Annotated in this window: 13 protein-coding genes; all 13 read right to left on the bottom strand. The window is 62.9% G+C overall.

What is annotated here, in order from left to right:
* Positions 1 to 12: 12 nt before the first annotated feature.
* A complete protein-coding gene (rplV, locus tag QRQ56_RS02965) occupies positions 13 to 399 on the bottom strand; it encodes a 50S ribosomal protein L22 (RefSeq protein ID WP_008136353.1) in 387 nt (128 codons plus the stop codon).
* A 10-nt stretch (positions 400 to 409) separates the two neighbouring features.
* Complete coding sequence (rpsS, locus tag QRQ56_RS02960) at positions 410 to 688, bottom strand: 30S ribosomal protein S19 (protein ID WP_007603021.1); 279 nt, start codon at positions 686 to 688, stop codon at positions 410 to 412.
* Between the two features lie 12 nt (positions 689 to 700).
* Entirely contained in the window at positions 701 to 1,534 is an 834-nt protein-coding gene (rplB, locus tag QRQ56_RS02955) for a 50S ribosomal protein L2 (protein WP_438737541.1), read from the bottom strand.
* A gap of 12 nt (positions 1,535 to 1,546) precedes the next feature.
* Positions 1,547 to 1,849, bottom strand: coding sequence for a 50S ribosomal protein L23 (locus tag QRQ56_RS02950; RefSeq protein ID WP_027564406.1), 303 nt, complete (start codon positions 1,847 to 1,849; stop codon positions 1,547 to 1,549).
* Positions 1,846 to 2,466, bottom strand: coding sequence for a 50S ribosomal protein L4 (gene rplD, locus QRQ56_RS02945; protein ID WP_438737540.1), 621 nt, complete (start codon positions 2,464 to 2,466; stop codon positions 1,846 to 1,848). The genes QRQ56_RS02950 and rplD overlap by 4 nt, the downstream gene beginning before the upstream one ends.
* Before the next feature lies 1 nt (position 2,467).
* Entirely contained in the window at positions 2,468 to 3,181 is a 714-nt protein-coding gene (gene rplC, locus QRQ56_RS02940; RefSeq protein WP_438737539.1) for a 50S ribosomal protein L3, read from the bottom strand.
* A 53-nt stretch (positions 3,182 to 3,234) separates the two neighbouring features.
* Entirely contained in the window at positions 3,235 to 3,543 is a 309-nt protein-coding gene (gene rpsJ, locus QRQ56_RS02935; protein WP_002712302.1) for a 30S ribosomal protein S10, read from the bottom strand.
* Between the two features lie 83 nt (positions 3,544 to 3,626).
* Positions 3,627 to 4,817, bottom strand: coding sequence for an elongation factor Tu (gene tuf, locus QRQ56_RS02930; protein ID WP_008136415.1), 1,191 nt, complete (start codon positions 4,815 to 4,817; stop codon positions 3,627 to 3,629).
* A 40-nt stretch (positions 4,818 to 4,857) separates the two neighbouring features.
* A complete protein-coding gene (gene fusA, locus QRQ56_RS02925) occupies positions 4,858 to 6,930 on the bottom strand; it encodes an elongation factor G (protein WP_038950207.1) in 2,073 nt (690 codons plus the stop codon).
* A 30-nt stretch (positions 6,931 to 6,960) separates the two neighbouring features.
* A complete protein-coding gene (rpsG, locus tag QRQ56_RS02920; protein ID WP_200455588.1) occupies positions 6,961 to 7,431 on the bottom strand; it encodes a 30S ribosomal protein S7 in 471 nt (156 codons plus the stop codon).
* Between the two features lie 15 nt (positions 7,432 to 7,446).
* Positions 7,447 to 7,818: a 30S ribosomal protein S12 gene (gene rpsL, locus QRQ56_RS02915; RefSeq protein ID WP_007603006.1), complete on the bottom strand. Its 372-nt coding sequence runs from the start codon at positions 7,816 to 7,818 to the stop codon at positions 7,447 to 7,449.
* Positions 7,819 to 8,698: 880 nt separating this feature from the next.
* Complete coding sequence (locus tag QRQ56_RS02910) at positions 8,699 to 10,762, bottom strand: ABC transporter ATP-binding protein (protein WP_438737537.1); 2,064 nt, start codon at positions 10,760 to 10,762, stop codon at positions 8,699 to 8,701.
* A 133-nt stretch (positions 10,763 to 10,895) separates the two neighbouring features.
* Positions 10,896 to 12,962, bottom strand: coding sequence for an FAD-dependent oxidoreductase (locus tag QRQ56_RS02905; RefSeq protein WP_438737536.1), 2,067 nt, complete (start codon positions 12,960 to 12,962; stop codon positions 10,896 to 10,898).
* Positions 12,963 to 13,121 lie beyond the last annotated feature (159 nt).

Below are 13,121 nucleotides of genomic sequence, written 5' to 3'. Positions count from 1 at the left end.
CTCCTGCGTCCCTTAGGCCGCTGCTTCGGCTTCGACCTGACGAACGATGATCGTCAGCTGCGAAAATGGTTTGTAGACACGGCCCGAGCGGCCACGGCCACGGGCGGCAAAGCGCTTCATCACGAGGCCGTTGCCGACGAAGGCCTGCGCCACGACGAGATCGTCGACGTCCAGGTCGTGGTTGTTCTCGGCGTTTGCGATAGCCGATTCCAGGCACTTCTTCACGTCGACCGCGATCCGCTTGCGCGAAAACTGCAGGTCGGCGAGCGCAGCAGCCGCCTTCCGGCCGCGAATGAGCTGGGCGACCAGGTTGAGCTTCTGCGGGCTCACCCGCAGCATGCGGGCGACCGCCTTGGCCTCGTTCTCGGCGAGGCTCCGTTCGCGCTTGGGTTTGCTCATCGTTTAATCCTCAAGCCTTCTTGGCTTTCTTGTCGCCCGAGTGGCCATGGAAGGTCCGGGTCGGCGAGAACTCGCCGAACTTGTGACCCACCATTTCCTCGTTGACGGCGACCGGTACGTGCTTCTGACCGTTGTAGACGCCGAAGGTCAGGCCGACGAACTGCGGCAGGATCGTCGAGCGACGGCTCCAGATCTTGATGACATCGTGACGGCCGGACGAACGGGCGGCATCTGCCTTCTTGAGCAGAGAACCCTCGACGAACGGGCCTTTCCAGACTGAACGAACCATGTCCGGCGTTCCTTACTTCTTCCGCTTGTGGCGGCTTAGGAGAATGAATTTGTTGGTCGACTTGTTGGTGCGGGTCTTCTTGCCCTTGGTCGGCTTGCCCCACGGGGTGACCGGGTGGCGACCGCCCGAGGTACGACCTTCACCACCGCCGTGCGGATGGTCGATCGGGTTCATCGAAACACCGCGGTTGTGCGGCTTGCGGCCCAGCCAACGGTTACGGCCGGCCTTGCCGATCGAGGTGTTCATGTGATCGGGGTTCGACACCGCGCCGATCGTGCCGCGGCAACGGCCGTGCACGAGACGCTGCTCACCCGAGTTCAGGCGGACGATGACGTAATCCTGGTCGCGGCCGACGAGCTGGGCGTAGGTGCCCGCGGAACGAGCGAGCTGGCCGCCCTTCCCGATCTTGACCTCGATGTTGTGGATGATCGTTCCGACCGGCATGTTGCCGAGCGGCATGACGTTGCCCGGCTTCACGTCGACGTAGTTGCCGGCGACGATGGTGTCACCCACGGCCAGGCGCTGCGGTGCCAGGATGTAGGCCTGCTCACCGTCCTGGTACTTGATCAGCGCGATGAACGCGGTGCGGTTCGGATCGTATTCGAGGCGCTCGACCGTCGCGGGCGCGTCGACCCTGTCGCGCTTGAAGTCGACGATGCGCAGCGTCTGCTTGTGACCGCCGCCGCGGAAACGCACGGTGATGCGACCAGTGTTGTTGCGGCCGCCCGAGGAATGCTTGCCCTCGGTGAGCGCCTTGACCGGCTTGCCCTTGTACAGGGCCGAACGATCGACCATGACCAGCTGGCGCTGGCCCGGCGTCGTGGGATTGAATGTCTTCAGTGCCATCGTCGTGCGACCTTACAGACCGGTGGTGACGTCGATCCGGTGACCCTCTTCGAGGGTCACGATCGCGCGCTTGCTGTTCGACTGAGAGCCGAGATTGCCGCGGAAGACCTTGGTCTTGCCCTTGCGGACCAGCGTGTTGACGCTCTTGACCTTGACGTCGAAGAGCTTCTCGATCGCTTCCTTGATCTGCGGCTTGGTCGCCTTGGCGGCAACCTTGAACAGCACCTTGTTGTGCTCCGAAGCGATCGTCGCCTTTTCGGTCACGACCGGCGACAGGATCACGTCGTAGTGGCGAGGCTCGATGTTCTTGCTCATTTGAAGCGCGCCTCCAGCGCATCGATGGCGGCCTTGGTCAGAACGAGCTTCTGGCGGCGCAGGATGTCATAGACGTTGATGCCCTGGATCGGCAGCACATCCATGTTCGGGATGTTGCGGGCAGCAGCGGCAAAGCCGTTGTTCACCTCGGCGCCGTCGATGATCAGCGCGTTGGTGAGGCCCAGGCCCGAGAAATGACCGAGCAGCGCCTTGGTCTTCGCGGCTTCCAGCGCGGCCTTGTCGATCACGAGCAGATCGCCGTCCTTGGCCTTGGCCGAGAGAGCGTGCTTGAGAGCGAGAGCACGAACCTTCTTCGGAAGATCGGTGGCGTGCGAACGCACCACCGGACCGAAGGCGCGGCCACCGCCACGGAACTGCGGCACGCGGGCCGAGCCGTGACGAGCACCGCCGGTGCCCTTCTGCTTGTACATCTTCTTGCCGGTACGCCAGATCTCGGCGCGGCCCTTGGCTTTGTGGGTGCCGGCCTGACGCTTGTTGAGCTGCCACTGCACGCAGCGTGCAATGATGTCCTGGCGCGGCTCGAGACCGAAAATGGCGTCGGACAGCTGGACGGAGCCGGCTTCCTTACCTTCGAGGGTGGTGACCTTCAATTCCATCTCACGCCTCCTGCGCAGCCGGAGCAGCGTCCGCTTCGCCAGCAACCTTGAACTTGCCGGGCTTCGGAGCTTCCTTCGGCAGCGGCTTCTTGACGGCGTCGCGCACGCGGATCCAGCCGCCCTTGGAGCCGGGAACGGCACCTTCGACGAGGATCAGGCCGCGCTCGACATCGAGCTGAACGACGCGGAGGTTGAGCGTGGTGATGCGGTCGACACCCATGTGGCCGGGCATCTTCTTGTTCTTCCAGGTCTTGCCGGGGTCCTGACGGCCACCGGTCGAACCGATCGAACGGTGCGAGACCGACACGCCGTGAGTGGCGCGCAGACCGCCGAAGTTCCAGCGCTTCATGCCGCCGGCGAAGCCCTTACCGACCGAGGTGCCGGTGACATCGACGAACTGGCCGACGACGAAGTGGTCCGCGAGGATCTCGGCGCCGACGGGGATCATCTGATCCGCGGAAACGCGAAATTCCTCGACCTGCCGCTTCGGCTCGACCTTGGCGACCGCGAACTGGCCGCGTTCAGCCTTGGGCATGTACACGGTTTTGCGGGCGCCAGAACCAAGCTGGAGCGCGACGTAACCGTTCTTCTCTTCAGTGCGGTGGCCTACGACCTGGCAATTGCCGAGCTTCAGCACGGTCACGGGGATATGTTCGCCGGCCTCCGTAAAGACCCGCGTCATCCCGACCTTTTGTGCGATCACTCCGGAGCGCATCGGCGTGCTTCCTGTTCTTTCTGTCCGCTAGTGGCGAACGTGATCCAAAAATCTTAGAGCTTGATCTCGACGTCGACACCGGCGGCCAGGTCGAGCTTCATCAAAGCATCGACGGTCTGCGGGGTCGGATCGACGATGTCGAGCAGGCGCTTGTGAGTGCGCATCTCGAACTGCTCGCGGCTCTTCTTGTCGACGTGGGGCGAACGGTTGACGGTGAACTTCTCGATGCGGGTGGGCAGCGGAATGGGTCCGCGGACCTGCGCGCCGGTGCGCTTCGCCGTGTTCACGATCTCGCGGGTCGACGTATCGAGGATACGATGGTCGAACGCCTTGAGACGGATACGAATATTTTGGCCGTTCATTGCCGTGCTTTCTCTAGTGAGTGGCGAGTAGCGAGTAGCGAATAGAATTCCCTATTCGCCACTCACCATTCCCTATTCGCTTGTTACTCGATGATCGAGGCGACGACGCCGGCGCCGACGGTGCGGCCACCTTCGCGGATCGCGAAGCGGAGCTTCTCTTCCATCGCGATCGGCACGATCAGGTGCACTTCCATCGCGATGTTGTCGCCCGGCATCACCATCTCGGTACCTTCCGGCAGATGCACGACACCGGTCACGTCGGTGGTGCGGAAGTAGAACTGCGGACGGTAGTTGGTGAAGAACGGGGTGTGGCGACCGCCCTCTTCCTTGGTGAGGATGTAAGCCTCAGCCTTGAACTTGGTGTGCGGCTTGACCGAACCCGGCTTGCACAGCACCTGGCCGCGCTCGACGTCTTCACGCTTGGTGCCGCGGAGCAGCGCACCGATGTTGTCGCCGGCCTGGCCCTGATCGAGTAGCTTGCGGAACATTTCGACGCCGGTGACGGTCGTCTTCTGGGTGGCGCGCAGACCGACGATCTCGATTTCCTCGCCGACCTTGACGATGCCGCGCTCGACACGGCCGGTCACGACGGTGCCGCGGCCCGAGATCGAGAACACGTCTTCAACCGGCATCAGGAACGGCTGGTCGATCGGACGCTCCGGCTGCGGGATGTACTCGTCGACGTTCTTCATCAGCTCGAGGATGGCGTCGTGGCCGAGCTTCTTGTCCGAATCTTCGAGAGCGGCGAGCGCCGAACCCTTGATGATCGGGATCTTGTCGCCCGGGAAGTCGTACTTCGAGAGCAGCTCGCGAACTTCGAGCTCGACGAGCTCGAGCAGTTCCGGATCGTCGACCATGTCGCACTTGTTCAGGAACACGACCAGCGCGGGCACGCCGACCTGGCGGGCGAGCAGGATGTGCTCGCGGGTCTGCGGCATCGGGCCGTCAGCGGCCGACACGACCAGGATCGCACCGTCCATCTGGGCGGCGCCGGTGATCATGTTCTTCACGTAGTCGGCGTGGCCGGGGCAGTCGACGTGGGCGTAGTGGCGGTTCGGCGTCTCGTACTCGACGTGCGCGGTCGAGATGGTGATGCCGCGCGCCTTCTCTTCCGGCGCCTTGTCGATCTGATCGTACGCGGTGAACGTCGCACCGCCGGCTTCGGCGAGAACCTTGGTGATCGCCGCGGTCAGCGACGTCTTGCCATGGTCGACGTGACCGATGGTGCCGATGTTGCAGTGCGGCTTGTTACGTTCAAACTTTGCTTTGGCCATTTGACTCTCCGTTCAATCGTCAGTTCGTGACCGACGACAATCAGGCAAACTTCTTCTGGACTTCTGCCGACACGTTGGCCGGCGCTTCTGCGTAGTGGTCGAACTGCATGGTGAAGGTTGCGCGACCCTGGCTCATCGAGCGCAGGTTATTCACGTAACCGAACATGTTCATGAGCGGCACCATCGCGTTGATGACGTTAGCGTTGCCGCGCATGTCTTGACCCTGGATCTGACCGCGCCGGGAATTCAGGTCGCCGATGACCGAGCCGGTGTAGTCTTCCGGGGTCACCACTTCGACCTTCATGATCGGCTCGAGCAGGACGGACTTGCCCTTCTGCAGCGCTTCGCGGAATGCCGCGCGCGATGCGATTTCGAAGGCGAGCGCCGACGAGTCGACGTCGTGATACTTGCCGTCGACGAGTTGAACCTTGACGTCGACCACGGGGAAGCCCGCGACCACGCCAGAGCTCATCACGCTGTTGAGGCCCTTTTCGACGCCGGGGATGTATTCCTTCGGAACAGCACCGCCGACGATCTTGGACTCGAACTCGTAACCCTTGCCGGGCTCGTTCGGCTCGACCACGATCGACACTTCCGCGAACTGACCGGTACCGCCGGTCTGCTTCTTGTGGGTGTACTTGACCTCGGCCTTCTTGGTGACGCGCTCACGGAACGCAACCTGCGGCGCGCCGATGTTGGCGTCGACCTTGTAGGTGCGGCGGAGAATGTCGACCTTGATGTCGAGATGGAGTTCGCCCATGCCCTTGAGGATGGTCTGGCCGGACTCCTGGTCGGTCGACACGCGGAAGGACGGATCCTCCGCGGCCAGCTTCGCCAGCGCCACGCCCAGCTTTTCCTGGTCGGCCTTGGACTTCGGCTCGATCGCGATCTCGATGACCGGCTCGGGGAATTCCATCTTCTCCAGGATCACCTGCTTGTCGGGATCGCACAGCGTGTCACCGGTGCGCGCTTCCTTCAGGCCGGCCAGCGCGACGATGTCGCCGGCATAGGCTTCCTTGATGTCTTCGCGGTTGTTCGCATGCATCAAGAGCATGCGCCCGATGCGCTCCTTCTTCTCGCGGGTCGAGTTCACGACGCCGGTGCCGCTCTGCAGAACGCCGGAGTAGATGCGGCAGAAGGTGATGGTGCCGACGAACGGGTCGTCCATGATCTTGAACGCGAGCAGAGCCAGCGGCTCCTTGTCGTCCGCCTTGCGCACGACCTCGTTGCCGCGGTCGTCGGTGCCCTTGATCGCGGGCACGTCGATCGGCGACGGCAGATAGTCGACGACGGCGTCGAGCAGCGGCTGCACGCCCTTGTTCTTGAAGGCCGAGCCGCACAGCACGGGATAGAACGCGCCGGTCAGAACCGCCTTGCGGATCAGGCGCTTCAGCGTCTCTTCGTCCGGCTCCTTGCCGTCGAGATAGGCGGCCATGGCGTCGTCGTCGAGCTCGACGGCGGCTTCCACCATCTTCTCGCGGTATTCCTTGGCCTGCTCGACCAGATCTTCCGGGATATCGACATAGTCGAACTTCGCGCCGAGCGATTCATCGTTCCAGATGATGCCCTGCATCTTCACGAGGTCGACGAGACCCTTGAAGTTGTTCTCGGCACCGATCGGAAGCTGGATCGCGATCGGCTTCGCGCCCAGGCGGTCGACGATGTCGGCCAGGCACTTGAAGAAGTCAGCGCCGGTCTTGTCCATCTTGTTGGCGAAGACGATGCGCGGAACCTTGTACTTGTCGCCCTGGCGCCAGACGGTCTCGGTCTGGGGCTCGACGCCCTGGTTCGAGTCGAGCACGCAGACGGCGCCGTCGAGCACGCGCAGCGAACGCTCGACTTCGATGGTGAAGTCGACGTGGCCGGGAGTGTCGATGATGTTCAGGCGCTTGCCGGCCCAGAACGCGGTGGTGGCAGCCGAGGTGATCGTGATGCCACGCTCCTGCTCCTGCTCCATCCAGTCCATCGTCGCGGCACCTTCGTGCACTTCGCCGATCTTGTGGCTCTTGCCGGTGTAATAGAGGATGCGCTCGGTGGTCGTGGTCTTGCCGGCATCGATATGCGCCATGATACCGAAGTTGCGGTAATTCTCTATGGCATGAACGCGGGGCATAGGATGTTCCTTAGATTCCGTGTTTCGCCGTTACCAGCGATAGTGCGAGAAGGCGCGGTTGGCTTCCGCCATCCGGTGCACGTCTTCGCGCTTCTTGACGGCGTTTCCGCGATTATTCGAGGCGTCCAGCAGCTCGGCCGAGAGGCGCTCGGTCATGGTCTTCTCGTTGCGATCGCGCGCGGCCGAGATCAGCCAGCGAATGCCCAGCGCCTGCCGGCGGGTCGAACGAACCTCGACCGGAACCTGGTAGGTGGCGCCGCCGACGCGGCGGGAGCGCACTTCGATCGTCGGCATGACGTTCTCGAGTGCCTGCTCGAACACGCCGAGCGGGTTCTGCTTGGTCTTGGATTCGATGATGCCGAACGCACCGTAGACGATGCCTTCCGCGACCGACTTCTTGCCGGCGTACATCACCGAGTTCATGAACTTCGTGACGATGATGTTCCCGAACTTCGGATCGGGAAGAACTTCGCGCTTTTCCGCTGAGTGGCGACGAGACATGGAGCTGGTTCCCGCTTACTTCGGACGCTTCGCGCCGTACTTCGAACGACGCTGCTTACGGTTCTTGACGCCCTGGGTATCCAGAACGCCGCGGAGGATGTGGTAGCGCACGCCGGGCAAGTCCTTGACGCGACCGCCGCGGATCATGACCACCGAGTGCTCCTGGAGGTTATGGCCCTCACCGGGGATGTAGCCGATCACCTCGAAGCCGTTGGTCAGGCGCACCTTGGCGACCTTACGAAGCGCCGAGTTCGGCTTCTTCGGGGTCGTGGTGTAGACGCGGGTGCAAACACCACGCTTCTGCGGCGACTGCTGCAGCGCAGGCACCTTCTTGCGCGACTTCTGCACTTCACGCGGTTGAGCGATCAGCTGGTTGATCGTCGGCATCCTGGCCTTACCCTTTGTTGTGTCGCGAACCCTTTTGAGATCCGCTGTCTTGCCGCAGCCCGTTGCCGGGACTGCAAATTCTTTCGAGCCACCTGCCCGACGAGGCCGCCCGGCGCGGAACAATCCGCACAAAGCGAAATCGCGCCAACCGCCCCATCAACGGGCGGAAAGCGCTTCGACGCCACAGAGGACCGCAGTATCAAGGCCGTTCAGCGTAAAGCCGCGGCCCGCGCACTGAGGTCATGCATCCGAATTCGATCTCAAGAGAACGGGCTCAAGAGAACTAGAATCGCACTGGCATTGCCTAGCTATGATCGACAGCGTTTGAGCGGCATTCGTCGAGGTTGGTGCCCGTCTTGAGCGACCCTCTTGGATCTAGTCCTTGCGGCTCTAGTCTTTGGAGGTCTGACGGGTGGCCCGTTCCGACGCTGGCGATGCTCACCGCCTGTCGTTAAGTGAGGCGCTTTCTATAAGTGGGAGTCGCTCAAGTCAAGGCGAAACGACAGTCACGAAGCGCTTCAGGAGCCTGTCAAAACAGCCGTTTGCGCCCCTCACCGCCTCTTCTTGATATGGGCGTGCGGCTCACATTTCGCCAGCCCCCAAGCAATTTATACCCGGACATAAAGCAATTTTATGACGCTTAGTAGGTCTGTTTTGCGCTCACAATGCGTTAAAGCGCGTTAATCTCTTCACTTCGACTGGGATCAGCGACGAGAACTTCACCACGACCGACGGAACACGTCCCTGCTCGACCGACGCCCATCTTTGCTCGGCCCGGCTCAATCCGCATGAGAGCCATCCCGCCTGGGGCCTCGAATCGAAGAATCACGGGACGTGCCGAGCGAGACGCCGATGGAGATTCGCAGAATCAGTGCGCGCCTCACTCCTCGTCGTCGTCCTCGTCATCCTCGAGGTCGTCTTCGTCCTCGTCGTCCTCGTCCATGTCGTCATCGGCAACAGCGGCCGCGCCATGCGGCTGGTGGATCTGGTCGTTCCAGAGCTTGCGATAGGTTCCGTTCTTGGCGAGCAGCTGCGCATGCGAGCCGCGTTCGATCGCCCTGCCCCCGGAAATCACGATGATCTCGTCCATCTCCACCACCGATGTCAGGCGGTGGGTGGACCAGATCATGGTGCGACCCTTGGCGACCTTGAGCAAGGTGCGGTTGATCGCCGCTTCCGTGGTCTGGTCCAGCGCCGAGGTGGCCTCGTCCAGCAGCAGCACGGAAGGATTGCGGATGACCGCACGCGCGATTGCGATGCGCTGGCGCTGGCCGCCCGACAGGGTGTCGCCACGCTCGCCGACCGGCGTGTCGTAGCGTTGCGGCAGGCTCATGATGTAGCGGTGGATCTCGGCCTTCTTGGCCGCCTCCTCCACCTCCGCGTCGGTCGCGCCCTCCTTGCCGAGCCGGATGTTCTCGCGGATCGACATGTTGAACAGCATGTTCTCCTGGAACACCACGGCCATGCTCCGGCGCAGCGAATCCAGCGTCACCTTGCGGACGTCGACGCCGTCGATGGTGACGCGCCCCTCGTCGGGCACGTAGAGCCGCAGGATCAGGTTGAGCAACGTGCTCTTGCCGGAGCCGCTCGGGCCGACGATTGCGATGCGCTTGCCCGCGTTGAGCTTGAGGCTGAGATTGTCCAGCACCCGCGTCTGGCTACCCTCGTACTGGAATGTGACGTGATCGAAGGTGATGTCGTTGGTGATGCGCGGCAGATCGGGAGCGCCGGGGCGATCGGCGGCGCGGGTCGGCTCGTCCAGCAGCTCCTGCATGTGCCGGATCGCGGCAGCCGAGGAGATCGACACCGGGATGAAGTGCATCACATGGGCGATGTTGTAGGAAACCTCCCAGAACGCGCTCTCGAAGGTGACGAAGGTGCCGATGGTGATCTGGCCCTTGGTCGCCAGGTAAGCGCCGATCGCGAGCACCACGAGGTGCAGCATCAGCACCGAGATGGTGACCGTCCGCTCCACCATGGTCGACAGGAACGCGGCCGAGGCGATCTTGTCGCGCGTCGCGTCGTTGCGGAAGCTGAAGAAGCCGAACATCCTGCGCTGCAGGCTGAACGCCTTGATCACCGCCTGCGCCGCCACGTTCTCCTGCACCATGCCGAGCAGTGCGCTCTCGTTGAGCTTCTGCTCGTAATTGGCCTGCACCGCCTTGGGCGTCAGGATCCGCGGGCCGATCAGCGTGATCGGGAACACCAGCAGCGCGACCACCGCGAGCTGCCAGTTCAGGAACACCATCAGGATGATGCCGGCGATCAACTCGAGGAACGGCAGCGCGGCGCTGTTGGCGAAGGTCTTGACCGAGCCTTCGAAGGCAGAGAGATCGACCGAGAAGCGCGACAGGATCTCGCCGCGCCTGGTGCGGCCGAAATAGGCCGCAGGCAGGTCCTGGACATGCTCGAACAGGCGCTTGCGGACGTCGGCGATGATGCAGGCGGCCAGCCGCGCATCCCAGCGCTCGTACCAGACCGCGACGATCGAGGTGAAGATGCCGGCGACGGCGAGCACGCCGAGGATCTTGTAGAGCGCCTGGAAATCCTCCTCGCCGAGCGCGTCGTCGATCAGGAACTTGAGGCTGAGCGGCATGATGACGTTGAACAGCGTCTCGACGAAGACGCCGAACGCCACGAACGACAGCATCCGCTTGTAGTTCGACAGAAAGGGTTTGACGAAGCCGACGATGGTCGCGAGCGCGCCGGCGGCTTCGCGGGCGGTAAAGACGACGAGATCCTCGTCCTCGTCGTCGTCGTCGAGCTCCAGCTCGTCATCCGCCTCGTCTTCGTCGTCCTCGTCGTCCTCGAGGTCCGGCTTGGCGGCCGCGGCGAGCTTGTCGTCGAGCTCGGCCGCCTTGGACTCGGCCGCCTTGGACTCGGCGAGCTTCTGCTTGTCTGGAGAGAGAGACTTGTCGTCGGGCGAGAGAGGCTTGGATGCCATGAAACCAACCGATGCTGACGGCCGGCATGACCGCAGAGAAAGCAGGATATAGCGGCTACCGCTATGGCGCTGATTCTATGCGATCAGGATGAATTCGGCAAAACAATTGGCGAATTCGGCGGGCATTCCGCGGCTAGTCCTCGTCCTCCTCCTCGACCTTGTCGAAGAAGGAATAGCGCAAGGAGTCCGCGTCGGCGTACCATTGCCCGGGGCCCTTGTTGGCGGCGAGCGTCGCCTCCCAGAGCGCATCGGTGCAGTCCTTGCGGTGCATCGACAGGTCGAAACCGTTGCCGAAGAACAGCTCGGACCATTCCCACCAGGTGCCGAGCTTCTTGACGCCGCGCAGCAGGTCATAGCGGTCGATGATCGCCGACGCCATGTCCGAGGTGACCGAGCCGAACACGAGGCCGGTCTTGACCACGCGGTTGAGCTCGCGGATCGCACGGACCACCTGCTTGGGGGAAACGTGGCAAAGGCTGGTCTCGAACACGAAGTCGAAGCTGCCGTCCTTGAACGGCATGTCGGTGATCGAGCCGAGCTTGTTGTACTTCTTCAGCGCCTTCGGCGTCCTGGCATGGATGGCGCGGTTGTTCTCGATGCCATAGGCGTCGATGCCGCGGTCGCGCAGCGCGCCCACCAGCTCACCGCTGGCCGAACCCGCGACGAGCAGCTTGGCGCCCTTGGTCTTGCCCCAGACGATGCCGAGCAGCCTGGCGAGATAATCGGGATCGCTGAAATTGCGCCACGCCTCGTGATAGGGACCGAGGCCGCGATAGTTCTCGAAATAGTCGCGATCGATCTTGTCGGAGAGCGGCTTGTCCTGCTCCTGCTGCGCGCGTTCGCGGCGCAAGCGCATCATCTCGGTCAGGATGATGTCGGTGGCGGCGTCCGAGGAATCGAGCAGGCCGTTCAGGGTCGAGTCGAACAGATAGTCGCCGACCACCACGATGCCGGGATGCTCCTTCGGCTCGGGGCGGTGGTTGGTCATGACGTCGCGCACCGGCAGACCGCCGGGAATGGCGTTCACCGACGACAACCAGCGATGGATCTTGCCTTCCATGAAATGCGCGCGCGCATCGCCGAGCGAAGCCGGCAGCGATTTCAGCGCGGCGTCGATCAACTCCTGATCCGACAAATTGGCGAAGGCCAGCGCATCGGAGCCGGGGATCAGCCAGTTCAGCACGCCGTGCTTGCCGACGTCGTGGCGCGCGCCCTCGTTGTAGACGCAGCAGCCGCCGAAGGCCTCCGACATGAACCAGGCGCCGGGAATCTTCTCGCCCCAGAACGGCGTGTCGAACAGGATCGAGACGCGCAGGTAATGCGCGGGACGGTCGAAATAGGCGACGTGCTTGACCATCGACTTGCGCAGCTGCTCGCCTTCCCAGCCGACGGTCGAGAGCCAGGAATGCGGCAGGCAGACCAGCACGAGATCGAAGTCGCGGGTCTCCGGCCCCTTGCCGTTCATCATCTTGAGCTGGTAGCGGCCGGTCGGTGCCTTGCCGACGGCAAGAACGCGGTGATTGAGCTGGATGTCGGCGTTGACCTCCGACTGCAGGCACTCGATCAGCTGCTCATTGCCGTTCTGGATGGAATAGAGGCCGATATAGCCGTCGACATCCATCAGATAGTTCTTGAGCGAGTTGAGGCCGTTGGTGTTGTGGCTCTCGGTCGCGATGTCGGAGCGCGCCATCACCTTGAAGAAGCGCTTGGCGGTCTCGTCCTCGACCTCCTCGTCGAGCACCTGCTCGGCGGTCTTGTAGGCCCAGGGATTCTCGTTGTCGTGCGCGCCGACGCCTTCGTAATATTCGATCGGCGACATCATCTCGGTGCAACGCTTGCGGAAGGCCTCGATCGCCGCGGCGGTCTTGGCGCCGTATCTGCGGCGCATACCGGGCACGTCGTTCAAGAGCTCGCCGCCGAACTGCACCTGCTCGGCATCCATCGGAATGGTCTGAAGGCCGAAATGCTGAATCAGCTCGCGCAGCGGATCGGGGCCGGTCATCGAGTAGTCGTAGATCTCGGCAACGCCGGCCTCGTACATCGCGGGCGCGGAATCGAACTTGCGCGTGACGATCTTGCCGCCGAGCCGGTCTGAGGCTTCGTAAATGGTGACGCGGCAGAGATCGCCCAGCTTGCGCTTCAGATACCAGGCGCTCATCAGCCCACCCGGGCCGCCGCCTACGATTGCCAGATCAAGCATATGAGTTCCGTGGTCTCCGGCCCTGCCCCCGTCACGGGATCCACCGGTCTAAACTCCCCTAGCAGAAGCGCTTTCGCGCCTGAAGGAAAGATGAACAAAGGTTGATCCCGCATCGCAACAGGCAAACAAAGCAGCAAAAAGGCCGGCTTGCGCCGGCCT

Origin of the sequence: Bradyrhizobium sp. U531, assembly GCF_051710265.1 — a bacterium.
Classification (GTDB): domain Bacteria; phylum Pseudomonadota; class Alphaproteobacteria; order Rhizobiales; family Xanthobacteraceae; genus Bradyrhizobium.
The sequence above is the reverse complement of the archived record's forward strand: the minus strand, read 5'-3'. Positions and strand labels throughout refer to the sequence as shown.